The sequence below is a fragment of the Thainema salinarum CENA647 genome (assembly GCF_057732415.1).
The window spans coordinates 4,962,763-4,986,984 of the sequence record NZ_JBYJZJ010000022.1; the positions used below are offsets into that span (position 1 = coordinate 4,962,763).

At 49.7% G+C, this 24,222-nt stretch carries 16 protein-coding genes; 7 read left to right on the plus strand and 9 right to left on the minus strand.

Translation table 11 applies throughout. The features are described from left to right. Positions 1-185: 185 nt before the first annotated feature. The 5 genes from AC286M_RS28520 to AC286M_RS28540 form a co-directional block, all read right to left on the minus strand. The gene (locus tag AC286M_RS28520) at positions 186-2,423 is read right to left on the minus strand and encodes a GUN4 domain-containing protein (RefSeq protein WP_488207603.1); all 2,238 of its coding nucleotides are present in this window, start codon (positions 2,421-2,423) and stop codon (positions 186-188) included. A 164-nt stretch (positions 2,424-2,587) separates the two neighbouring features. Next, a complete protein-coding gene (locus AC286M_RS28525) occupies positions 2,588-3,649 on the minus strand; it encodes a glutathione S-transferase family protein (protein WP_488207604.1) in 1,062 nt (353 codons plus the stop codon). Positions 3,650-3,785: 136 nt separating this feature from the next. After that, on the minus strand, positions 3,786-4,301 hold the full coding sequence (locus tag AC286M_RS28530; RefSeq protein ID WP_488207605.1) for a DUF2752 domain-containing protein: 516 nt from the start codon (positions 4,299-4,301) through the stop codon (positions 3,786-3,788). Between the two features lie 20 nt (positions 4,302-4,321). Beyond that, the gene (locus AC286M_RS28535; protein ID WP_488207606.1) at positions 4,322-4,543 is read right to left on the minus strand and encodes a hypothetical protein; all 222 of its coding nucleotides are present in this window, start codon (positions 4,541-4,543) and stop codon (positions 4,322-4,324) included. Positions 4,544-4,594: 51 nt separating this feature from the next. After that, on the minus strand, positions 4,595-5,020 hold the full coding sequence (locus tag AC286M_RS28540) for a DUF5684 domain-containing protein (protein WP_488207607.1): 426 nt from the start codon (positions 5,018-5,020) through the stop codon (positions 4,595-4,597). A 453-nt stretch (positions 5,021-5,473) separates the two neighbouring features. On the opposite strand from AC286M_RS28540, the gene AC286M_RS28545 reads away from it, so the two are divergent. The 4 genes from AC286M_RS28545 to AC286M_RS28560 all read left to right on the plus strand — a co-directional run bounded on the left by AC286M_RS28545 (position 5,474) and on the right by AC286M_RS28560 (position 11,862). Continuing rightward, positions 5,474-6,712, plus strand: coding sequence for a cation:proton antiporter (locus tag AC286M_RS28545; protein WP_488207608.1), 1,239 nt, complete (start codon positions 5,474-5,476; stop codon positions 6,710-6,712). A 284-nt stretch (positions 6,713-6,996) separates the two neighbouring features. Next, positions 6,997-8,787 (plus strand): translational GTPase TypA, encoded by a 1,791-nt coding sequence (gene typA / locus AC286M_RS28550; RefSeq protein WP_488207609.1) that lies wholly within the window; start codon positions 6,997-6,999, stop codon positions 8,785-8,787. A gap of 595 nt (positions 8,788-9,382) precedes the next feature. After that, positions 9,383-10,348 (plus strand): UDP-glucuronic acid decarboxylase family protein, encoded by a 966-nt coding sequence (locus tag AC286M_RS28555; protein WP_488207610.1) that lies wholly within the window; start codon positions 9,383-9,385, stop codon positions 10,346-10,348. Between the two features lie 131 nt (positions 10,349-10,479). Continuing rightward, complete coding sequence (locus tag AC286M_RS28560) at positions 10,480-11,862, plus strand: UDP-glucose dehydrogenase family protein (RefSeq protein ID WP_488207611.1); 1,383 nt, start codon at positions 10,480-10,482, stop codon at positions 11,860-11,862. A gap of 70 nt (positions 11,863-11,932) precedes the next feature. Here AC286M_RS28560 and AC286M_RS28565 read toward each other — a convergent pair whose 3' ends face one another. Next, on the minus strand, positions 11,933-12,844 hold the full coding sequence (locus AC286M_RS28565; RefSeq protein WP_488207612.1) for a DUF5996 family protein: 912 nt from the start codon (positions 12,842-12,844) through the stop codon (positions 11,933-11,935). Between the two features lie 60 nt (positions 12,845-12,904). Between AC286M_RS28565 and AC286M_RS28570 the strand changes: the two genes are divergently transcribed. Then, positions 12,905-14,425 (plus strand): cryptochrome/photolyase family protein, encoded by a 1,521-nt coding sequence (locus AC286M_RS28570; protein WP_488207613.1) that lies wholly within the window; start codon positions 12,905-12,907, stop codon positions 14,423-14,425. Positions 14,426-14,446: 21 nt separating this feature from the next. Here AC286M_RS28570 and AC286M_RS28575 read toward each other — a convergent pair whose 3' ends face one another. After that, on the minus strand, positions 14,447-14,788 hold the full coding sequence (locus AC286M_RS28575; RefSeq protein ID WP_488207614.1) for an isochorismate lyase: 342 nt from the start codon (positions 14,786-14,788) through the stop codon (positions 14,447-14,449). A gap of 303 nt (positions 14,789-15,091) precedes the next feature. On the opposite strand from AC286M_RS28575, the gene AC286M_RS28580 reads away from it, so the two are divergent. Beyond that, the gene (locus AC286M_RS28580; RefSeq protein ID WP_488207615.1) at positions 15,092-17,227 is read left to right on the plus strand and encodes a cation:proton antiporter; all 2,136 of its coding nucleotides are present in this window, start codon (positions 15,092-15,094) and stop codon (positions 17,225-17,227) included. Positions 17,228-17,523: 296 nt separating this feature from the next. Continuing rightward, the gene (locus tag AC286M_RS28585; RefSeq protein ID WP_488207616.1) at positions 17,524-22,944 is read left to right on the plus strand and encodes an AAA family ATPase; all 5,421 of its coding nucleotides are present in this window, start codon (positions 17,524-17,526) and stop codon (positions 22,942-22,944) included. 83 nt (positions 22,945-23,027) lie between these two features. Here AC286M_RS28585 and AC286M_RS28590 read toward each other — a convergent pair whose 3' ends face one another. Beyond that, positions 23,028-23,381, minus strand: a complete 354-nt coding sequence (locus AC286M_RS28590; RefSeq protein WP_488207617.1) for a zinc ribbon domain-containing protein — start codon at positions 23,379-23,381, stop codon at positions 23,028-23,030. A gap of 53 nt (positions 23,382-23,434) precedes the next feature. Further along, the gene (locus AC286M_RS28595) at positions 23,435-23,989 is read right to left on the minus strand and encodes a glutathione S-transferase family protein (protein ID WP_488207618.1); all 555 of its coding nucleotides are present in this window, start codon (positions 23,987-23,989) and stop codon (positions 23,435-23,437) included. Positions 23,990-24,222: the final 233 nt, after the last annotated feature.

Here is a 24,222-nt window from a genome sequence, read left to right on the forward strand (position 1 = left end):
CGTTGCTCAACAGCACCCTACGTAACTGGCGAATTGTTGGAATCCTGACATAGCCAGTGCCCAATTTACGGATACGACGTGACCACGGGTGCCAGGTATCGGCTGGCTGAAACCCTTGTTTTAGCGTTGTAAAACAGCCGGAAATAAAGCTTTTGGAGCGGACTGGAGCCTTTATCTGCTACAGTTTACAAGTCTGGATGCGAGAGAAGAGACCCCACAACCCAAAGACTATAAAATAGCGTCGACGGGAGGTGACCACTCGGGGAGGCTATGTCAAAATTTATACTACTCCATCCAACCACTTTATAAAATTCTCGGAATGCCTCATCGTGATACTTGCCATCGGCAATGCCGCCGACTTCTTTCGATAAATATATGTCCTTCTGGACGCTAAAGCCAAACTTGCCGTTACTGTACTTCACCCACAGCCCATCGATTGCGAGTAACTCGTCACAAGGAAAATTTAGCAACTCATCGGATGTAAAAAACTGCCCTTCTTCCTTGCCAATCGCCGTAATCATCAGTCGATAGGTTTCATCATCTGCTTTCTTCCACTCGCCGTTTTTTAGGTAGTTCTCCAAATCCGCATAACGAGAACTCTGCACCGTTTGCTTCAGCGCATTCAGTTCCTTCGTAAGTTCTTCTGTAAGCTTTTCATCCACCTGTTTCGTCGTCTCCTGCAAACAGGCATAGGCCAAATCCGTCGCTTTTTGATTGACGGCCTCTTGGATCAGCGTTGTCGGGTTTGTCACTTGAGCCACATAAAGCAAAATAGTTGGCTTCCACTTTTCATCACTGAAATAGGGATGCAGCAATTTTTCCTGCTTGTGCTGAGCGATATGCGCTGCTGCTAAATACTCTTGAAAGCTAAGGTGGGCAAACTCATACTCATCTTCTTGCTGCATCAGCAGTTCACTAATTTGCACCACTTGTTCTAAAAACTCGGTTGCCGATATCTTCTCTCCCTGCTGCTCCAAAATTTGCTTCAGTCCTTGCAATAAAACTGGACGTTTAATCCGCTCCCAGCGTTTTTTCATCATGCCCCAAGCAAGCTGCTGCAAAATCGCTTGAGCTTCGCATTCGGTCAATAACGTTTCAAGTTTGCGGGCACCTGGACGATTTTTAAGCTGTAGCTGACAGATCTCTTCGTACAGCTTGACCCGTCGTTGCGGCAGTTCTGCCCCAGGATTGCGCCGATGAAACGTAACGATCATATTGAGCAACAGCGGATTTTTTGCCAACGCTTTGAGTTCCTCTCGTGCTTCAATCTGCTCCAATAACTCTGCCGCTGACTGCTCAGCCATTTGTTTGACATCCGGTGTATTGCGACCACCATTGGCATAGCGTTCCTGACAGAAATACCACCGTTCTACAAAATCACGACGTTGCTCAGCGTCAAAATCTTTTACCCAGAGCCGTGTTGCTAGTTCTAAGCGTTTCGATGGATCTGGAGTGATTTTGTGTTGCTGAGTATAAGCTTTAGGTCTTGAAGTCAGAATAAAAACCGATTTGCAATAGTGAAACATCTGTTGATTAATCCACTCAGCAACACCCGCTCGTTTATCCTTGGGCACCTCGTCAAAGCCATCAAACATGACGATTGCTTTACCTTGAGCCAGAACTTTTTCTGCCCAGCCTTCAGGCATTTGCAGATCACCCGCAGCAGGCAAACTTGGAATATGGTGCTGCGTAATCAATTCTGATAGCGTTGGCGGTTTGGTGCGGGTAATGATGTCTCGGTGTTTCCGCAGGATCAGTAGAAAGGGAATGAGTTTAGGTGCAGATCGAGGTGCTTGCCGTGAACCATAGCGATATGCAATATGCTTCAGCAGCGTCGTTTTGCCAGAACCGCCCCAAGCCAAAATTGCAAGCTGCCGAAACGTTGAAATTCGCTTTGACTTGGCGAGAAAGTTCCAGATATTTAAGTCGTTGTTGATCAACTCGTCCGGTGAGATGGACTTAAATCCGGCTAACGTCGCTGTTGAGTCAATGCTCAGTGAGACAAACACTTCTTCCAGTAGCGGAGTAAAAATGCCATCGTGCTGAATGACTCCCTCGGATTTCACAGCCTGACAGGCTAAAGCTTGACACGCTAAATAACGATCTTCCGATGTGCCCCCAGTGGCCTTGTCCGTTAGATACTTGAGCATCTGGTCGATGCTGCTATCAATTGTTTCACCTGTTCTTTCCAGCCGCTTTTTATTTCCCTGATGGACAGGCATTAACAAATATGCCCCATAGGAAATTTCTACCCCAATTACCGCTGAGGCAATGGCTTTCGGTAGATCACTATTCACAAACAGCGACCACAACGCCCCAAACCCACCGACTGAAAACCCTCCAGTCATAATTGCCTTCAGCACAATGTCGGCGATCTTTTCGTTTAGCGGTGGTTGACTGTTCGGACTGGGAGACTGCGTCATGGAATCAAACAGATATCGCGATAAGTTGCTCCCATTTTGGCTCAAGACCCAATCCGTGAGAGAAAAAAGTACAAGATATCAACACAGACTAAAAATTAGGAGGCGCAAATCGTGAAAGTTGGAATCCTGGTACTGGATTAATGAGCTAGCCGATGGCGCTGAGGTTACTTGCTGACCTCATTCGTCGCAGTGGATGTAGATGCGGAACCAAAGCGATCGCGATTGTGGGGTGCGTTTAAATCGCTAATATCAGGCCCATTGGGGATGATGCCGCCGGGATTGAGCGGAAACAGGTTGCCGTAATAGTCTTGCTTGACGGCTTCTAGGTTACAGGTTTTCGCGACACCGGGCTGCTGATAAAGATCGCGCAGATAAGCACCTAAGTGTTGGTAATCCTGAATGCGGCGGCGGTTGCACTTAAATAAGCCGTAGTAAACGATATCAAAGCGGAAGAGAGTGGTAAACAGGCGCGCGTCGGCTAGAGTTAGCTGATTGCCGCAGAGATAGCGCTGATTAGCCAGTACCCGATCAACTTCATCCAGTGTCGAAAAAAGTTCGTCACAGGCTTTATCGTAAGCGGCTTGAGTTTGGGCAAAGCCGCAGCGGTAAACGCCATTGTTTACGGTAGGATAAATGCGGTCGTTCCAGGCATCAATCTCATTTCGCAGCACCTCAGGATATAGTTCAACCTCTGGTGATTCAGCAAAGGCATTAAACGCCGAATTGAGAATTTCAATAATCTCCGCGCTTTCATTGTTTACAATCGCTTGCTTTTGCTGATCCCATAGCACGGGCACAGTGCTGCGTCCGCTATAGCCGGGTTTAGCCAACTGATATAACTCCGGTAGCGTCTGGCAATCCATAAACGGTGCTTCAAACTGCCAAATCCCTTGATCCGGTGACGGCTGCACAACCTGTACCGGAATCACGTTTTCCAATCCCTTCAGAGCCCGTACCACAAGCGTGCGGTGCGCCCACGGACAGCCATAGCCCACGATTAGATGATAGCGATCGCACTCTGCTAAATAGGTGCTGTTGGCATCGGCTGAAATGCGATCGCGAAATTCACTTTGTGGACGAATATATTCACCCGTCTGATTGCGCGGCGCGAGGCGTGACATCATTAGATGCCACAGGGTTGTCCAAACCCACTTGCCCAAGCGAATGATCAATCCAGGCGGCAGGGCACGGGGACGAAAGCTAAAGTTAAACGGTTTCGGAGACATAATCAGTCCCTCAATTGTTATTCGTATGGCACTCGTCTGCCATACCTCACATTCTGCCGTAAAAGCCCCAAGAGGGAGTTCACCGTACGGTGAACTCCCTCTTGATTCGTTTTGTGATTTGTTAGGTGCTGGTCAATTAGTTGGGCAAAATAGCCGATACGCTAATTAGCCATTGCCCCCAAGGGGACTGCAGGATTGAATGGTAGAGTTCTCCTGATTGCCAAAGCTGATTCAGCCGAACGCCGTGGTATCCCACCAGCACTAGGAAACAAAAAATCTGGAATTTGGGATTCCGCAACGTTGGCCCATAAAAAACTGGGATCTTTTGGTTGCGAATCAGTTCTGTAGCTAAATGAAGCGTTGCGATCGCAAATCCGACAAATAAAACTGGCCCAAACAAATGATGGGAAACAGCCTGTGCTAAATCGCCTCTGGCCACGGCCATAAACGAACGGGTCAAGCCCCAACCAGGACAGGGAATTCCCATATAGCGCATTAGCGGACAGCCCAAAAACGACAGCCGCAGTCCCAAGTTAAAGATAACGCTGCCGACTAGCGGGGTAAGTGCGATCGCAAAATAACCCCAACGCTGCATTTGCTCAGAGCGAGTCAGGTCTGATGGAGTCAAATCGGATTGAACCAACGCCTTCATTTTGAAAGACCTCATCACCTTTAGGGTTCAGATTGATTATCTGCTTGCTTGCTTGCTTTTAGCAAATCCCAACCAAAGCAACTTAGAAAAATCACAGCCGTTGCCATCTGCTGAAAGATAACAACCTCAACAGTTTTGAGCCAAAAATTGGCAGAGGAAGCCGAATAAGCCGCCATTGAGCCACCGGCCATCGTGGCAATTAAAAACAAGAAAATAATCTTCCGGTGTTTAAGTCTTAGCATGGGCTATACCTCTATGCTCCACATTCGGTTTTATCTTTTAATGCAGTTGAATTAGCCGAATGCAAGAATGCCTAAAAAGATTAGACCACCCAAACCCGGAATCAGGAATAGTAGTAAAAGCCAAGGTGATTTCCCTAACTTCTGACAAATCTTCACCCAAGCAATGATTGAAAAAATAACCGCAACAATGTTGACACACGGAATGAGGAGTAGGATTGTCCACAAAATAGGATTATCGTTATCACCCGCCTCAAAAATTTTGTATGCATTGAGAATAGGAATCCAGGCGAACCAGGTATTATCAACTCTGCATTTTTCCAAGATCTTTTGGAGCAGAAATGCAAAGACAACATAGAAGATGATATAGAGAATGATCTGGAAAATTCCAATCCCAGCATCCTCGTAAGTTGCCTGCGCCAAAATTGGCGAAGTAGCATCCAAACCCGAATATGCAGAAAGCCCCACAAGATTAAGCATGATTACTCGGTCTCCTTGGAATGGTGAATTACAACAGCTAAAGCCGCTGTCCTTGATCTGCTTTTGAACACAGAGACAAAAACGGCGTGGCAAAAGTGTATATCTAGATTCAGATAGATGCGCGAAAAGTTCTTTTCTTGTAAAGAAACAAGTTAGTAAAACGATACAAACCTGGATTTTGTTAAGTCATTTTCGTCAATAAACCCTACTTGCCGCTAGTAGTCTGTTTAGACATAGGTGCTAGCTGATGGCAACTCGATTTGAAGTTAACGTTTGGTAAGGCAGGATTTAAGAAATGGGCTAAATTTTACTTCTTGAATAAGACATCTATAAAATGCCTTATGGTTAGCTGGTTTCCCTCTCCGTGCGGATTTGCGCTGTTTCATGGCCTCATACCCTAGAAGAACCCGTAGAGGTGATGAATTGAGTTATTGAGGCACGATGTAACGCTGTATGAATGTTTATATTGTGGGGATGCTGGTGATTGGGTTGCTCCTGCTGGCTGTAACCTGGTGTTCCGAGTGGATTTCGCGGCTACCGCTGTCTTACGCCTTAATCTATGTAGTGATTGGTATTGCACTGGGTCCCTATGGAATTGAGCTAATCAACATTCAACCCGATTCACAGTTTCTGGAGCGAGCTACCGAACTGGTTGTGATTGTGTCTCTGTTTAGCTGTGGTCTGAAAATGAATCGCCCACTCCAGTTTTGGGCCTGGAACTCAACCATCCGGCTGATTGGGATTTTGATGCCGCTTTCAATTTTTGCGATCGCAGCAATCAGTCATTGGGGGTTAGGGTTCAACTGGGGAGAATCTGTTTTGCTGGGTGCAATTCTCGCTCCTACCGATCCGGTATTGGCCTCAGAGGTGCAGCTTGAGCACCGTCATGATCCGGATGAACTCCGGTTTGGTCTAACGTCAGAGGGCGGGCTGAATGATGCACTAGCCTTTCCATTTGTCTACTGCGGCATTTACTGGATTGCTCAGCCCAATCTAGACGATTGGTTTCGTCAGTGGGTAATCGTGGATTTGCTGTGGGCAATTGTCGCAGGCATTGGTGTGGGCATCGTAGTCGCGAAAGGCATTGTTTGGATTAGTGAGCAGCTTTATCGAGCCAAAGCCATCAACCAAACGATGAGCGACTTGATTGCGATCGGCACAATCTTGCTTTCCTACTCATTGACTGAACTTGTCAATGGATATGGATTTTTAGCGGTATTTGTGGCAGGGGTAGCTATCCAAAAATATTGTCATGCCTATGAAAAACTCCAGTCTCAGCTTGGTTTCATTACCCAGATCGAAAAATTACTGGAAGTAGGGGCGATGTTACTGCTGGGTGCTCTGCTACGCGTTAATCAGACCATGCAATTTTTACCCGAAACCCTACTCATTGCAGGTAGTCTAATTTTCATCATTCGACCGTTGGCAGCCTGGATCAGCACAATAGGAGATCAACTCCAATGGAGAACCCGGTTTCTGTTTGGCTGGTTTGGCATTCGCGGCGTTGGCTCAATTTACTACTTGTCCTATGCCATCAGCTATGGCCTACCAGGTGCAATTACAGCCGAGCTACGCTGGATTACGTATTTAGCTATTCTCATTTCGATCGTGCTGCACGGAATCAGCGCCCGTCCATTGATGTCTTGGTACAACAAGCACGGCAGTGAAAGTCGTTTACCTGCAAAACCTTAGCCAATTCCCAGCACGTTTCTGATCAATCAGCAAGTGGGTACGCTAGACTTATTAAGGCTTGTTTACATTTGTTTGGGAGTAGATACCGTTCGCGACGGTTCAATAGGTCTCTTTAATTTATCTATACGATTCCGGTATAGAGCCAAAAGGCTTTGTTGTCTCTGACAGATGAACTGTCCCATAGAGCTTGTCTCCGCTGCACTGTCCACTCTCAACCAAATAAACCCCTTGTTGCCCCTCGGCAGCAGCACGTTCACTACTATAAAACGGATCTCTAATTTGCCATGACGCTACCTATCCGTAACGTTGCCATCATCGCCCACGTTGACCACGGTAAAACCACACTTGTCGATGCACTGCTGAAGCAGTCTGGCATTTTTCGCGAGGGCGAGGACATCCCGGACTGCGTCATGGACTCCAACGACCTAGAGCGGGAACGGGGCATCACCATCTTGTCCAAAAATACAGCGGTTCGCTACGGAGACACGCTGATTAACATTGTGGATACCCCTGGCCACGCCGACTTCGGTGGTGAAGTTGAGCGGGTATTAGGCATGGTCGATGGCTGTCTGCTGATCGTCGATGCCAACGAAGGCCCCATGCCGCAAACGCGCTTCGTTCTGCGTAAGGCACTGGAAAAAGGTCTACGCCCCATCGTCGTTGTCAATAAGATTGACCGTCCCCAGGCTGATCCCTACGGCGCAATTGACAAGGTGCTTGATCTGTTCTTAGAACTCGGTGCGGATGACGATCAGTGCGAGTTTCCTTATCTGTTCGCTTCTGGCCTGGCTGGATTTGCCAAGAGTGACCTCGACGATGAAAGCGAAGATATGCGGCCTCTGTTTGGGGCCATCCTGGATCACGTTCCGCCGCCAGTGGGCGATCCAGAAAAGCCGCTTCAGCTCCAGGTCACTACGCTGGACTACTCAGAGTACTTGGGCCGGATCGTGATTGGCCGGATTCACAACGGCACGATTAATGCCAGTCAGCAAGCTGCCCTTGTCAAAGAAGACAGCAGCATCACCAAGGGTAAAATCACCAAGCTGATGGGCTTTGAAGGTCTACAGCGAATTGAAATTGAACAAGCCTCTGCCGGACAGATCGTTGCCGTTGCTGGTTTTGCCGATGCCAATATCGGTGAAACGATTACCTGCCCCAATGAGCCACAGGCGCTGCCGCTGATTAAGGTAGACGAACCGACATTGCAGATGACCTTCTGCGTTAACGATTCGCCGTTTGCTGGACAGGAAGGCGACTTTGTTACCTCTCGTCAACTGCGCGATCGCTTAATGCGCGAGCTAGAGACCAACGTAGCGCTGCGGGTAGAACCGACTGATTCACCAGATAAATTCGCCGTTTCCGGTCGTGGCGAACTGCACCTGGGCATCCTGATTGAAACCATGCGCCGGGAAGGCTATGAATTCCAAGTTTCCCAGCCGCAGGTGATTTACCGGGAAGTTAGCGGCCAGCCCTGTGAACCCTATGAGCTACTGGTACTAGACATCCCTGAAGAAGCCGTTGGTGGCTGTATCGAAACCATCGGTCAGCGGCGCGGTGAAATGCAGGATATGCGCGTCAACAGCGACGGTCGGGCACAGCTTGAGTTTGTGGTTCCAGCCCGTGGCCTAATTGGCTTCCGGGGTGACTTCATCCGTCTCACCCGTGGTGACGGCATTATGAACCACAGCTTCCTAGACTATCGTCCGCTGGTGGGCGATGTTGATACGCGTCGCAACGGTGTGCTGATTGCGTTTGAAGAGGGCACAGCGACCTTTTATGCGCTTAAGAACGCTGAAGACCGAGGCGTTTTCTTTATCGCGCCAGGTACTAAGGTCTACAAGGGCATGATCATTGGTGAGCACAATCGACCTCAAGACCTGGAACTGAACATCTGCAAAACCAAGCAGTTGACCAACCACCGCTCCGCAACGGGTGATGAGCTAGTCCAGCTTCAAACCCCAGTTGATATGACCCTAGAGCGGGCACTGGAATACATTGGCCCCGATGAAATGCTAGAGGTGACACCGGAATCGATTCGCTTGCGGAAAATGTCCAAAAAGCTAGTTAAGCGGTAATTCACGGAGCTAGCGCAATTTAGCCCAACGAAAAAGGATAGTGCGATCGCACTATCCTTTTTCGTTACTTTTCCGCTTTAGAACCATGAAGAAAATTGAAGCTTAGCCAGGTTTATTTCTCTGAGGCTTTGAAGTTTCCGTAAAATCCCGCAGATCATATTGGCTGCGTTAAATTCGATTCGATAGCTTATGTTTACAGCCAAATTGAATAATTTTGTAATTTTGGGAGATTAAATGACTAGCAGCAAATAAAAAAGGTCTGTGTTAGCGCAATGGTTTGCAATTTATCAAGTGAAGTTGGGCATTCTTGAACTAGTTCAGTCATGTCTCTTAGTCAGTAAGTGCTGTAGCCCGATTTGTTTCTCGGTATACTGCTTTCAGCCACTTTTGGGTTGATGTTTGATTTAGCAGCAATTTAACGCTGATGATTAGCACAGCTAGTCAAGCCTAATGAGGCGCTAGAGTGATTGAGAATTCCCTCTAAATCTTCATCGGTTCGTACCTGTGAATGCTTATGGGGTGCTCTAAGAGACTGCAAACGCGTCTTTAGGTGGCTACTTTCATTGTTCATCCATATTTTTGAGCAGTTAGGATCATGAGAATTCTGGTTACGGGTGGCGCTGGATTTATCGGCTCTCACTTGATAGATCGGCTTTTAGAAGAGGGGAATGAAGTTGTTTGTATTGACAACTTCTACACAGGACGCAAGGAAAATCTCTTACGGTGGTTTGACTACTACAACTTTGAGTTGATCCGCCACGATATTACAGAACCAATTCGCCTAGAAACCGAACAAATCTATCATCTGGCCTGTCCGGCTTCCCCTGTACACTATCAGTACAATCCAGTTAAAACCATTAAAACTAACGTCATGGGAACCATTAACATGCTGGGCTTAGCCAAGCGTGTTAAGGCTCGATTTTTGTTAGCGTCTACCTCAGAAGTCTACGGAGACCCAGAGATTCATCCGCAGACCGAAAATTATCGCGGGAACGTGAATCCGATTGGCATTCGGAGCTGTTACGACGAAGGTAAACGAGTTGCCGAGACTTTGGCATTTGATTATCACCGCCAAAATGATGTTGAAATTCGAGTCGCGCGAATCTTCAACACCTACGGTCCGCGAATGCTAGAGAACGATGGACGGGTTGTGAGTAATTTTGTTGCTCAGGCGCTTCGTGGAAAATCGCTAACTGTATATGGAGATGGGTCACAAACTCGCAGTTTTTGCTATGTCTCAGATTTAGTTGACGGACTAATCCGGTTGATGAATGGAGACTTCATTGGTCCCGTCAACCTGGGTAATCCAGGCGAGTACACCATTCTGGAACTAGCTGAGACCGTATGCGAGATGATTAATCCCAGTCTCGAAATCAAGTTTGAACCTCTACCCCAGGATGATCCGCGCCGACGGCAACCTGATATTACTCGCGCTAAAGAGTATCTAGGTTGGCAACCTACGGTTCCACTCCGGGAAGGGCTGAAGGAAATGATCGAAGATTTTCGCGATCGCTTTAGTCCAGAGGTTTCTAAGCTGCCTGAGCAGGCAGTTTCTAGCTAAGGGAAACTCGGTTTCCTCTTTCTTGCAACATCTGCAATTAGACATTGTTTAAGGATGTGCAGGATCTGTGCCATTGAATTGGCAATTAGTCCCTAACCCTGCCCAATCATTAAAAATAGAGGATTCAGTTTATGCGCGTTTGTGTCATTGGTACCGGATATGTTGGCCTCGTTACAGGTGTTTGCTTGGCTCATACAGGTCACGATGTGATCTGCGTGGATAACAACGAAGAAAAAGTTAAACTCATGCAGTCTGGTCAATCTCCGATCTATGAACCGGGCCTGTCAGAACTGATGCAGCAAGCCATCCAAACTGGCAAGATTCAATTCACGTCCGATCTCGGCGCAGGGGTTGATCACGGCGAGATCCTGTTCATCGCAGTCGGTACGCCTGCATTGCCAACGGGTGAAAGCGATACCCGCTACGTTGAAGCCGTTGCCCGTGGCATTGGCGAAAATCTAACCTCCGGCTACAAAGTCATTGTTAACAAGTCCACCGTACCCATTGGCTCTGGTGACTGGGTGCGAATGATTGTCCTAGACGGCATTGCTGAGCGCGAGAAAGTACCCGTCACCGCTGGTGGTGGCGTTGCTACACCTGCAGTCGATGTTGAATTTGATGTGGTCAGCAACCCTGAATTTTTGCGGGAAGGTTCTGCAATTTATGACACCTTCAATCCCGATCGGATTGTTTTGGGCAGCAACAGCCAGAAAGCAATGGAAATGATGAAGCAGCTTTATGCGCCCATCGTCAATCGGGAAGTTGCAGAAGATAAGTCTTTACCCCCCGTACCTGTTGTCACCACTGACCTCAGCTCGGCTGAAATGGTGAAGTACGCTTCCAATGCGTTCCTGGCCACTAAGATTAGCTTCATCAACGAGGTTGCTAATATCTGCGATCGCGTTGGTGCTGATGTCACCCAAGTTGCGAAGGGCATTGGTCTAGATTCCCGCATCGGCAGCAAGTTCTTACAGGCTGGTATCGGCTGGGGTGGTTCCTGCTTCCCGAAAGACGTATCTGCACTGGTTCACACCGCTGATGACTATGGCTATGACGCTCAACTGCTGAAGGCCACCATTGATGTGAACAGCCGTCAGCGTGTGCTAACTGTTGAGAAACTTCAGCAGGTACTCAAAATCCTCAAGGGTAAAACGGTTGGTTTGCTAGGTTTGACCTTCAAGCCTGACACTGACGACATGCGCGATGCACCTGCGCTGATCCTAATTGAGCAACTGAATCGTCTCGGTGCAAGAGTTAAGGCATACGACCCCATCGTGTCCCAAAGCGGTATGCGTCATGGCCTCTCGGGTGTTGTTGTTGAAACCGATCCCGAGCGCTTGGCCGATAGCTGCGATGCGCTGGTTTTAGTTACCGATTGGAAGAAGTTTGAGTCTCTTGACTACACCAAGATGGCGAAGCTGATGCACACGCCCATCATGATCGATGGCCGCAACTTCCTCAATCCTCAGCTCTTGATTGAGGCTGGCTTCCAGTATCAAGGGATTGGCCGCTAAGTAGCGTTAATCTATTGCCTTAACCGTTGAAAAGGGGGAGACGTATAGCGTCTCCCCCTTTTCAATTAGATTACTTAAACCAGGTTTGTTGCAGTGCGGCTTTGTTCCAGTCCGCCAAGCTGGCCGCAGCGTCGTAGGTGCTTTGCAGAAAACTCAACAAAGCCCGATCCGGATCAGGAGCTGTGCGCACGGCGTCATAGGGTAGGATAAACTCTCCCATGCCATCATGGAAAAAGGCGGCTTCAGGCTGGACAGCAGCATCCTTGAATCCCTTAGGTGTTGGATAAGCATAGGAATAAAAAGCCGGATAGCCCAGTCCCGTCCCTGGCCAGAACCCCGCACTGCTAACTTCCTGGTTGTAGGCTTCTTTCGCCACATCGTCGGGTAGATTGGGCACACCGCCCGGATGTTCGGGCGCAGATCGACCGGAGAAGCGAGTCACCGCTAAATCGAAGCTGCCCCAAAAGAAATGCACTGGACTGACCTTGCCGCAAAAGTGGGAGCGAAACTCGTGAAAAACGCGATCGCACTGTAACAAAATCTGCCAAAATCGATGAGCGGCGTTAGCATCATAGCTGGCGTGGACAGTATCCTGATCGAAGGGAATCGGATCGGGAATTTCATTGGGTCGAGTATTGATCGTGACCGGAATATCCAGCGCGGTTAGAGCCGTCATCACTGCCTGATAAAAATCGGCAACGGAGCGGGGTCGTAAGTCAATGGTTTGAAAACTGCGATCGCAGGTGGCAATCTGAAGCTGGTGGTCAATAAAATCAAAGTCAATTTGAAAAATGTGGTTGCCGTAGGGAATTGGGCTAGTCGTCAATCCGCGCACCGTTAAATAGAGCGGCACATGCCAGGAGTGATTGATCCAAGGCGTTTGCACAAGGCGAATTTTGCCGACAATTTGAGTCCACATGTGCAGCGTGGTGCAGGTATCTTGCCAATCATCCAAGGGTAATTCGGGCCAGGGACTGGACATCACATTTCCTCAAAAATGGCTGAATAAGGAAAGTGTAGTAGACTTCGTGAGATCAGCAATATGACCATCGGGATTTGGGTATTGGGCGATCAGCTCTCGCTGGGTCAATCGGCTTTAGCGAGCTGTGAACAGCAGAAAGATCAGGTAGCCGTTATTCTGATCGAGTCGCTCAGCCATGTGAAAGAGCGCCCCTACCACCAGCAAAAGCTGGTGCTGGTTTGGTCAGCTATGCGGCACTTTGCAGAAGAACTGCGGCAACAGGGCTGGTCAGTCACCTATGTTGAACAAGCTCAGGATTTTCAAACACCGCTCAACCAGTGGATTAGTAAGCAAGGTATTCAAGAACTGCGGCTGATGCAGCCCTGCGATCGCACCTTTCAGCGCTATTTCAAAACGCTCAAACTGCCCTGCCAGTTAACCATCACACCGAACAATCAGTTTTTCTGGTCAGACGATGCCTTTGCTCAGTGGGCTAAGGGTCGCAAGAATCTGCTGATGGAACCCTTCTACCGGGAGGGGCGCAAGCGGTTCGACGTGATGATGGATGGCGATGAGCCAGCGGGCAACCAGTGGAATTTCGACAAGCAAAATCGTAAACCGCCTAAGGGGGATCTGAATCCGCCCGATCCGCTGTGGTTTGAGCCGGACGAGATTACCCAAACCGTAATCGACCAAGTCAAAGCGGCAGACTATCCCACCTATGGTCAGGCCACTCCCTTTCGCTGGGGAACCACTCGCGAACAGGCGCTGCAGGTGCTTCAGTATTTCGTCGAGGTGCGCCTGCCAACCTTTGGGCCGTATCAAGACGCAATGGTAACGGGCGAAGAAACCATGTGGCACGGTTTGATTTCGCCCTACATGAATTTGGGCCTGCTGCATCCGGAAGAAATTGTACGGGCGGTGGAACAGGCGTGGCGCGATCGCAAGTTGCCGCTGAACAGCGTCGAGGGCTTTATTCGCCAAGTGCTGGGCTGGCGGGAGTACATGCGGGGACTGTATAGCTACGTCAGCGATGACTATCCAACTAAAAACTTTTTTGAGCACAATCATCCACTGCCCCAGTTTTTCTGGGATGCGGAGCAAGCAGAGATGAACTGCCTGAAGCAGGTGCTATCGCAGTTAGAACGCACGGGTTACACTCACCACATTCAGCGATTGATGGTACTGGCCAATTTTTCGCTGATTGCCGGACTGTCACCCCAGGAGGTGGAAAGCTGGTTTCATGCAGCGTTTATTGATGCCTATGACTGGGTGATGCAGACCAACGTGATTGGTATGGGGCTGTTTGCCGATGGTGGAATGCTGGCCTCTAAACCCTATGCGTCATCAGCCAATTACATCAACAAAATGAGCGACTATTGCCAGAACTGCACCTACAGCCGCACAAAGCGGACAGGAAAAGATGCCTGCCCGTTTAATTTTTTCTATTGGGATTTTCTTTCTCGCCACTACAACAAGCTCAAATCCCAAGGCCGCATGAATTTGATTCTGGCCAATATCAAAAAAATGTCAGCGGAGGAGTTAGACGCGATTCATCAGCAGGCGGAAAATTGGCAGCAGCAGCATACGCGTTCACTGTAGAAACTCCAGAACCCCAATTTTTTATCGAGGTGTTGATTTCTCGGACGATTGACCACAGAAATCTGGTTGCTCGGCCCTTTGCCAGTGCTGCATTTCTTCTTCAATAAAGTAGGTGACGAGATCTCGATAGAGCTGTTCAATAACATCGGCACTTAAGCCTTCCGCTTCTGCCCAGGTGCGGCGCTGCAGCAGCATTGATCGAAAGCGGTCTGGGGCTTTTACGTCTGTTTCGCTGGTCTTGAACTTTGATGCCGCCTTGACATAGGCAAAGCGCTGGCCCAGTAGCGCAATCACCTGACGGTCAAGCTGATCAATGGCGGCACGAATATCCGCCATATTTTGGCAATGATCAGGAGTTTTCATAGAACGATAGGACAGCTGGAGCTAAAGACTCCATTATGGCCGCGATCGCACAATTGGGATTAGGATCAGTGGATTGAAATTGCGATCGCACGACTGTTGTCATCTTTCAATTGAGACCTATTGATCAAATCAGATGCAAATAGGAAAATCGTATCGATCCAGATTGAACTGAACCGAATTTATCTGTAGCGTCCTGAATCGTTTGGGTGGAAAGAGGTGATGATTGCCTCTCGCTCAAACGATTCAAATTGTTTAAACCCGATTTCGTACCAGTCTTCTACCTTAAAAAGAGGTCGCAATTACATGGGACAATTTCTTCAGGCTTTACCACCAGAAGTCAGTCCAATCGTGGCGTTTACGCTACTGTTGCTGGTGAGTTTGATTCTACCACCCATTTTTGAGCGACTGCGCTTACCCGGATTAGTGGGGCTAATTGTTGCCGGAATTTTACTGGGACAAAGTGGTTTAGGACTGCTCGATCCAGAAACCGAAACCATTGAATTATTATCCGATATCGGCAAAGTGTATCTCATGTTCGTGGCTGGACTAGAGATTGATCTAGCCGAGTTTCGCAAAACCCGCGATCGCTCCCTTGGATTTGGCCTCTCAACCTTTCTCGTGCCCATGATCATGGGCACGCTGGTCGGCCTGTATTTTGACTTTGGCTGGAATGCTGCCATTCTAATCGGGTCGCTGATGGCCTCCCACACTCTGCTGGCCTATCCAATCGTGCAGCGTCTCGGCGTCGTGCGGAATGAGGCCGTCACCGTCACCATTGGGGCCACCATTCTGACCGATATTGCAGCGCTGCTGGTTTTGGCCATCTGCGTGTCCATTGACTCCGGCGAGTTCTCCCTCAACAGTTTACTCATCCAGTTAGGATCGCTGGCCATCTATACCGTAGCGGTGCTATTCGGCATTCGCTGGGTGGGACGAGACTATTTTCAGCGCACAGGCGACGAGGAAAGCAACCAGTTTCTATTCGTTCTGTTGGCGGTGTTTCTGGCCTCCGTCGGCGCACAGGCGATCAACATCGACAAAATCATCGGTGCGTTTTTGGCCGGTCTTGCTATTAACGACGTGATCGGACGAGGGCCTGTCCAAGAAAAAATCGAGTTTGTCGGCAGCACCCTATTCATTCCCTTTTTCTTTGTCGATACCGGACTGCTGCTGGATATTCCCGCGTTCGTCGATACGCTGATTCGCAGCTTTGGCCTTACCTTTGCCATCGTCGGCGGCTTGATTAGCAGCAAATTCCTGGCCGCCTTCACCGTGAAGTGGATCTATCGCTACAGCTGGATTGAAACGCTCACTATGTGGTCACTGTCGCTCCCGCAGGTGGCCGCAACACTTGCCGCCGCGTTAGTCGGCTATGAAACGGGCATCATTACCCAATCGGTCTTCAATAGTGTGATCGTTCTGATGCTGGTCACGTCTTTGGCGGGACCGTTGATGACAGAGCGATTTGCCGTCAAATTGCCTGCGCCCAAAGTCGAACTTCCCCAGGAACTTGAACATTGGTGGGGCAGTGATGGGCTGGATTTGGAGCAAGAGCCGGGGCTGGAGGAGCAGGGCGTTCAACTGGGCCAAAGCGGGTTAGGGAGCGAGTCTCCCTTTACCGTCGTCGTGCCAGTCGCCAATCCTCTGACTGAAAATAACTTGATTGAGCTCGCCGCTCTGATTGCCCGTCACGAATCGGGCGTAGTCGTGCCGCTATCGATCGCCAAGGCCAATTTACATCTAGACGATCCAGATTTGGCGCGGATGCTGCGCCGGGGGCGGCAACTGCTGAATCGGGCGATCGAAGTCACGGAACGAACGGGCGCGATCGCACATCCTTATCTACGCGTTGACGATGATATTGCCAACGCCATCAGCCGCACCGCCCGCGAACAAGAGGCTCGCCTGATCGTTATGGGCTGGAGCGATGTTGGGTTGCGATCGCGGTTTTTCGGCACCGTCACCGACAGCGTCTTCTGGGCGGCTCACTGTCCCGTTGCCGTTGCTCGCCTGCTGGATGAACCGATGCGGCTCAAGCGCATTCTCGTCCCGGTTAAAAATATGCAGCCTCAAAGCCTCTGGACGCTTCAATTTGCGCAGCTTCTAGCGGAAACCAATGACTCAGCCCTGACATTGCTACATGTGTGCGATCGCAGAACTCCCGCGGCCCAAACGGAAACCCTAATGGCTGATTTATCGCAATGGCTCAGCCACAGTCCCTTTCCGCGACCAACCGACATGCAGGTTGTCGTTCACGACGACCCAGCTACCGCCATTTTGCAAGCGAGTCAGGCTCATGATTTGGTAATCCTGCGCTCAATTCGACGGCGAACCGTTGGCGGACTAGCCGTGAGCGATGTGACAACGCAGGTGATTCAGAGTATTGCGTGCTCGGTGGTGCTATTTGGCGAACCCTATTCCTCGTCTTATTCCTCATGAACGCTAACCCCAATTCCACGAGGATGAATCTCTAGTTCTGGCATTGAGATTCTGGCATTGAGATTCTGACGTTGAAATTCTGGTGTTGAGATTTAGCGATCCAACCGACTGATGTGGCTCAAAATCCTGCGAAGTTCGCTATATAATCCTGACAATGTTTCAGCCGTAATGATAGTTAAAAACCTGATATATGCATGATCATTGGGAATATCAGGCAAACCTACAGGGTAATTTGAGCCACGCAGCATCAGGGGCAGCTTCAGTACTCACGCCGTTCAACCTATACTCTGCACATCATGTTGACGATTCCTGGATATCAAATTACAGAAGTCATCCACGAAGGAATGAAGTCAATCGTTTGTCGAGCGCTGGATGCTGCAACCCATAAGTCCGTGGTGCTTAAAACCCACCGTCAGCTTTATCCCAGCCTGCGCGACATTGCCAAGCTGAAGCATCAGTATGAGATTTTGCAGGGTGTTGATATTGAAGGTGTGGTTCGCCCCTATCGGATAGAGCAGCAAGATAAGCATTTGCTGCTGGTGCTAGAAGACTTTGGTGGCGTACCAATTCATGAACTCACGGCAACCTTTCAGCAAAATATTCGCCTGTTTATGACCGTTGCGATTGAGATGACGCAGCACCTAAAGCTGCTACATCAATACGGCATTACCCATAAAGACATTAAGCCGCAAAATATCCTGATTCATCCCCGCAACAAAGCCGTCAAGTTCATTGACTTTGGCATTTCATCGCGACTGCTGATGGAGAATCAGGAGGCGCAAAACCTAAACCTGATGGAGGGCACACTGGCCTATATGTCGCCCGAACAGACGGGCCGCATGAACCGGGTCATGGACTACCGTAGCGATTTTTATTCTCTCGGAATTACGTTCTATCACCTGCTGACAGGGCTGCTACCGTTTCAATCCAGTGAACCGCTGGAGTTGGTGCATTGCCACATTGCCAAGCAGCCCACTTCGCCCCAAGTCCACAATCCCAACATTCCGCAACCGCTGGCCGAGATTGTGCTGAAGCTGATGGCCAAAAATGCGGAGGATCGCTATCAGAGTGCTGAGGGGCTAATTTTTGATTTACAGCAGTGTCTGGATCAATTGAGATCGGTCGGATTAGGTGCAACCGGCAAAACTGCATCATTTCCTCTGGGGCAGGCTGATTTTTGCGATCGCTTACAGATTTCGCAAAAGCTCTACGGTCGTGAAACCGAAGTGCAGACGCTGCTGGATGCCTTTGGCCGCGTTTGTGAAGGCGCAATCGAGCTAATGCTGGTGGCGGGCTTCTCCGGGATTGGCAAAACGGCGCTGATTCAGGAAGTGCATAAGCCAATGACGCGGCAGCGAGGCTATTTCATCACCGGAAAGTTTGATCAGCTCCAGCGCAACGTGCCCTATGCGTCGCTGATTCAGGCTTTTCGGGGACTGATTCGCCAGATTTTGACTGAGCCACCCCAGCGGATCGGCCAGTGGCGACTACAACTGGAAGCGGCATTAGGGGTCAACGGTCAGGTGATCATCGACGTGATCCCGGAAGTGGAGCGGATTATTGGCGAGCAGCCTGCGGTGCCCAGTCTTGGCCCCAGCGAAGCCCAGAACCGCTTTAATCGGGTGTTTCAGCAGTTTGTCGAGGTATTCACTCGGCCAGAACATCCCCTCGTCCTGTTTTTAGACGATTTGCAGTGGGCCGATTCAGCATCGCTACGGCTGATTCAAAACCTGCTCACATCGCCCAATGGGGCCTATCTGCTGCTGATTGGAGCCTATCGCGATAACGAAGTCTATGCGGCGCATCCGCTGATGACGCTGCTGGAGGATTTAAACCAGGCGCAGGTGAACCGGACGGATATTCATCTGAACCCGCTGAGTTTCACCACCGTCCAGCATCTGCTGGCCGATAGTCTAGATACCACACCGGATCAGGTAAAAGATCTGGCCGAAGTTGCGATCGCAAAAACCAATGGCAATCCCTTTTTCCTCAATCAACTGCTCAACTATTTTTACGACGAGCAGATTCTGGCGTTTAATCGGGAGCAACGGCGCTGGCAGTGGGATTTGGCGCAGGCGCAGGCGGCAGGCATCACCGAAAATGTGATTGATTTGATGATGATCAAGCTGCGGCGACTGCCGATGCGATCGCAGCATCTGCTCCAGTTAGCCGCCTGTATTGGCAATCAGTTCAATCTCAAGACGCTGGCGGTCATTGCCGAACAGTCCCTAACCGAAGTAGTCGCGAATTTGGCCGAACCGCTACGCGATCAAGTGATTATCCAGCAGGGCAACGCCGGACAGGTACCGACGGGTTTAACCGAAGCAGAACTGGCGGAACTCATCGATTCGACCGTAGACGGAATCACCTATCGCTTTCTGCATGACCGGGTGCAGCAGGCGGCCTATGAACTGATTGCCGATGCCGAGCGACAGGCAGTTCATCTCAAAATTGGTCGTTTATTAAAGTGCGATCGCACCAGTCAGTCGGATGGCGACTTTGAGTTTGAAGTGGTCAATCAGCTCAATCAGGGCATGGCGCTGATCACCGATGTGGCTGAGCGTCAGCAATTGGCGGAACTGAATCTCCAGGCTGGCCAAAAAGCCAAGTCCGCTGTGGCCTATGAATCGGCATTTAGCTATTTAGAAACGGGTATTCATTTACTGGCAGAAGACTGTTGGCAATTGCAGTATCAACTGGCCTTTAATCTGCATAAAGAATGCTTTGAATGTGCCTATCTATGCGGCAATTTCGCCCAAGCTGAAACACTTTTTAAGGTAGTTCTAGAACAGGCTAAAACTGCGATTGAAAAGGCGCAGATTTACAGCATTCAAATTGTCTTGAATACCACATTGGGCAAGTTTGCCGAAGTTATTTCGTTAGGAAAAGAAGGCTTACGTTTACTCGGTTGGACAGTGCCCGAAGGTCAAACCGCTGTCCAACGGGCTACGATTGCGGAAGTGCTCAAAATCAAGCTGCGGTTGCGGAATCGCCCGGTTGCTCAACTGGTTGATCTGCCCATCATGGACAATCCGATCTACCTGTCTCAGGTGTATCTGATGGCGCAGGTGATTCCGGCGCTGTACTACACAGATATGGCGCTGTCCGATCTGTTTTATCTGCGGATGTCGAGTCTGTCGCTGCAGTATGGTAACTCGGCAGTTTCAGCCGTGGCCTATTTGGGGCTGGGCCGATTCCTGGGTGAAAAGCTAAAGGAGTATCAAAATCGCTATCAGTTTGGCAAGCTAGCGCTGGAGTTAGTTGAGCGCTTTAATACGCCGGAATTAAAATGTAAAACCTACTTCCTCTTTGGCGGTTTTATTAATCACTGGACTAATCATTCTCGAGAAGATGTTGACCATCTAAAAACGGCATTTCAATTTGGCATTGAATATGGCGATTTAATCTGGGCTTGCTATGCCAATAACGTGCTGGATATGCGACAAATTTTGCTGGGCATACCCCTGGAAAAAGTCGCAGCGGATGTGCAAACCCATTTAGATTATGCTCAGCAGGTAGGTGAACAATACACACCAACCTTCTTTTATGTCACTCGCCAAATGGCTCGCTGCTTAAAGGGTCAAACCCAGAGCCCAACTAGCCTCAGTGATGACCAGTTCGACGAAGAACAGCACGTTGCCATCTTGCAGAATCCAGGGCTGATTGGGGCGCTGAACTGGTACTACATTGTCAAATCTGCGCTCTACTTTATGGCTGGAGACTATGAGCAAGCGGCTCAGATGGCAGATGCAGCAGAGCAAACTATCGGTTCCGCCTATGGTCTGGCGCGAGTCGTGCAGCAGGTGTTTCAGTCAGCCCTCTGCTTGGCCGTTCGCTATCCGTCCTTGGCAGGTACCGCTCAGCAGAATGCATGGAAGCGGCTCAAACAGTACGAACGTCAGCTTAAAGAATGGGCACACCATAGTCCGGCTAATTATCAGCATCGCTATCTGCTCGTGAAAGCGGAAATGGCGCGACTGCGCAATCGCATCACTGAGGCGCAGCACTGCTACGAACAGGCCATCCAACTGGCCCAGCAGTTTGGCTACATCCAAGATAATGCGATCGCAAATGAGCGATTAGCGCAGTTCTACACCGACCAGGGCAATACAGTCATTGCCAGAGCCTATTTGATGGAAGCGCGCCATGCCTATTTGCAGTGGGGCGCGATCGCAAAAGTAGCGGATTTGGATGCTCACTATCCGTATTTGAAAACCGAATCTGCGATCGCACCCTTCAGCAGCGGTACGGCGTCTATGGATCAGGAATCGACGACCAGCCGCTATGCCTCCAGCTCTAGTTCGAGCAAAACAGGTGCGGGACTCGATATCTACAGCATCATCAAAGCTTCCCAAACGCTATCGCAGGAAATTCTGCTAGATAAGCTGTTGGAACAGATGATGGCCTTAGTGATCGAAAATGCGGGAGCCGAAACCGGGCACTTGCTGCTGGAACACAATGGCGAATGGCAGGTGCGAGCCAGTGGTTCGGTGGCCCAGGCAAACAGCGATCAGGGCGTACACAACACAGAAGTGGTCAACGCCGGGCTAGACAATACCCTGCCCGTCACCATTATCAACTACGTCACCCGCACCGAAGAAGCCGTCCTGCTGCACGATGCCACACAGGATGAGCAGTTTGCCCATGATCCCTACATTCAGACTCGTCAGCCCAAATCGGTACTGTGCCTGCCGCTGATCTATCAAGGCAAGCTGATCAGCGTGGCCTATCTGGAAAATAATTTAGCCGTTGGTGCCTTCACCGCCGAACGGCTGGAAGTGCTGAAAATCCTGTCGGCGCAGGCCGCCATCTCCATCGAAAATGCCCGTCTCTATACCCGCCAAGTGGAGCTGACGGATGCCTATAGTCGCTTTGTGCCGCCGGAATATTTGGCGTTTCTCGATAAGGAAATCACCCAAATTAATCTAGGCGACAATATCAGCCGCGAAATGGCGGTCATGTTCTCTGACATTCGCTCCTTCACAACGCTGTCGGAGCAGATGTCGCCCCAGGAAAACTTCGACTTTATCAATGCCTATTTGCAGCAGGTCAGCCCCGAAATTCGCCATCACCACGGCCTGATTATCAAATACATGGGCGATGGCGTAATGGCCGTTTTTCCGCGCAAGGTAGATGATGCTGTCCGGTCGGGAATTGCCCAGCTCAAGCGAGTGCAGGATTACAATCAGCAGCGGCAAGCGCAGGGACTACCCGCCATTCGCGTCGGCATCGGTTTGCATGTGGGCTACATGATGGTGGGCATCGTCGGTGAACCCAGCCGTCTACAGGCCGATACAATTTCGGACAACATTAACCTCACTGCCCGCTTGGAAGGATTGACCAAGTTCTACGGCGTTGCGTTTTTAATTTCAGAACAGGTGGTCGATCAGCTCGACGAAACTGCGCCGTATCAGATGCGCTTTGTGGACTGCGTAGCGGTTAAAGGCCGCAACGAACCGATTTCCATTTACGAAGTTCTGGATGCCGAAACCGCAGACCAACAGCAGCTCAAGCTGGCCACGCAAGCAGACTTCAAGTACGGCATTCAGACCTATCGGCGGCAATCTTTTGCTGAAGCGAAAGCCGCTTTTGAACAGGTACTGGCTATAAATCCGGAGGATCGCGCGGCTGAGTTATACTGCGATCGCATTCAACATCTCATCAACCACGGTGTATCTGGTGTGTGGGATGGGGTGTGGCGGTTTACGGAGAAATAGTGAGCGGTAGGACAGTAGGAGAAATAGCTGTAGTTGGCTCTGTGCCGTCTATTTGCCTATTTCTGCATTTCTCAATTCATTTCTCAATTTAGTAGAGCCGTTAATAGGCTAATGCCAATCAGGCAGGCTAATAGCACCCATACACCGTTACGCTTTAACCACAGCCGCAGTTGGGCTCGTTGACTGAGGGTGGGTTGTTCGATCGAGGTGGGCTTATTAACGTCGGTGTAGAGTAGACACTCAGTGGCGTAAGGACGTTGGGGATAGGTGCAGGTGTCGTCGGCTTCGTAGGCACAGGTTTGACACAGATAATCGCCTGTCTCTGAGCGATGTAGGGTCATGCCGGGATGACCGTATGCCTTCAGCGATGTCCGGCAGTAGGGACACTCAATCGCCTGAGGATCGACGGGTTGATGGCAGCGGGGACAGTTTGACATTAGTTTTAGACAGATTGATCGGGCAGTTGGGCAGATCAGTTCAGTCAGGTCAACTAGCGGGCACCGATGGTCTGCTTGAATGCTGGACGCGAAATCATTCGCTGCAAGTAATCTGCGATCGCAGGATAGTCGTCATAGCCAATTTGCAGCATCATCGGAATATAGGCCAAATAAGAACCTACCGCTACATCGGCCATACCAAACTGATCGCCTACGACATATTGAGAAGATGCAAAATGCTGGTTTAACGCGGCAAACAGACGCGGCATTTCCTTCTCGCGGCTGCTTTCAACGAATACACCAGGACCAAGGGTGGCATTGGCAAACAGCACCCACTGAGCTAAAACTGCTCGTTGCTCAACGGTATCAGCCTCACCGCCATACTTTTCAGCCAAATAGAGCAAAATGGCACCCGATTCCCACAGCTTGAGATCCCCATCAACGATAGCGGGCACTTTACCAAAGGGATTAATCGACAAAAACTCTGGCTGACGCTGTTCTCCAGCTTGCAGGTCAAGTTTTACAAATTCATAAGGAACCTGTATCTCCTCTAGATACCACTGCACAATCGAAGCCCGACTGCGCGCTCCACCATAAAGCTTCAACATAATGATTCGATTTTAACTATCTCAATTAACTGCAAACTGGGCACTGCCCATACACCCGATTGCCCCATTTAGGGCTAAAACTGATGAGTTAAATACAGCGCAAATACTAGTGATAAGTTATGGCTGTAATGCATATTCGGTAGAGACATTTTAACTGATTACCTCAACCAATTACCTTGATGGGCGGGGCTAACTCTACGATGTAAAGTATTTATCTTCGGCGTTTATCCTTG

What these genes read in the sequence shown, in the direction of transcription:
- AC286M_RS28595 (WP_488207618.1), bottom strand. Translation starts at nt 23,989, where the DNA reads ATGTTGAAGCTTTATGGTGGAGCGCGCAGTCGGGCTTCGATTGTGCAG.
- typA (WP_488207609.1), top strand. Translation starts at nt 6,997, where the DNA reads ATGACGCTACCTATCCGTAACGTTGCCATCATCGCCCACGTTGACCAC.
- AC286M_RS28560 (WP_488207611.1), top strand. Translation starts at nt 10,480, where the DNA reads ATGCGCGTTTGTGTCATTGGTACCGGATATGTTGGCCTCGTTACAGGT.
- AC286M_RS28565 (WP_488207612.1), bottom strand. Translation starts at nt 12,844, where the DNA reads ATGTCCAGTCCCTGGCCCGAATTACCCTTGGATGATTGGCAAGATACC.
- AC286M_RS28580 (WP_488207615.1), top strand. Translation starts at nt 15,092, where the DNA reads ATGGGACAATTTCTTCAGGCTTTACCACCAGAAGTCAGTCCAATCGTG.
- AC286M_RS28535 (WP_488207606.1), bottom strand. Translation starts at nt 4,543, where the DNA reads ATGCTAAGACTTAAACACCGGAAGATTATTTTCTTGTTTTTAATTGCC.
- AC286M_RS28530 (WP_488207605.1), bottom strand. Translation starts at nt 4,301, where the DNA reads ATGAAGGCGTTGGTTCAATCCGATTTGACTCCATCAGACCTGACTCGC.
- AC286M_RS28590 (WP_488207617.1), bottom strand. Translation starts at nt 23,381, where the DNA reads ATGTCAAACTGTCCCCGCTGCCATCAACCCGTCGATCCTCAGGCGATT.
- AC286M_RS28545 (WP_488207608.1), top strand. Translation starts at nt 5,474, where the DNA reads ATGAATGTTTATATTGTGGGGATGCTGGTGATTGGGTTGCTCCTGCTG.
- AC286M_RS28585 (WP_488207616.1), top strand. Translation starts at nt 17,524, where the DNA reads ATGTTGACGATTCCTGGATATCAAATTACAGAAGTCATCCACGAAGGA.
- AC286M_RS28525 (WP_488207604.1), bottom strand. Translation starts at nt 3,649, where the DNA reads ATGTCTCCGAAACCGTTTAACTTTAGCTTTCGTCCCCGTGCCCTGCCG.
- AC286M_RS28555 (WP_488207610.1), top strand. Translation starts at nt 9,383, where the DNA reads ATGAGAATTCTGGTTACGGGTGGCGCTGGATTTATCGGCTCTCACTTG.
- AC286M_RS28540 (WP_488207607.1), bottom strand. Translation starts at nt 5,020, where the DNA reads ATGCTTAATCTTGTGGGGCTTTCTGCATATTCGGGTTTGGATGCTACT.
- AC286M_RS28570 (WP_488207613.1), top strand. Translation starts at nt 12,905, where the DNA reads ATGACCATCGGGATTTGGGTATTGGGCGATCAGCTCTCGCTGGGTCAA.
- AC286M_RS28520 (WP_488207603.1), bottom strand. Translation starts at nt 2,423, where the DNA reads ATGACGCAGTCTCCCAGTCCGAACAGTCAACCACCGCTAAACGAAAAG.
- AC286M_RS28575 (WP_488207614.1), bottom strand. Translation starts at nt 14,788, where the DNA reads ATGAAAACTCCTGATCATTGCCAAAATATGGCGGATATTCGTGCCGCC.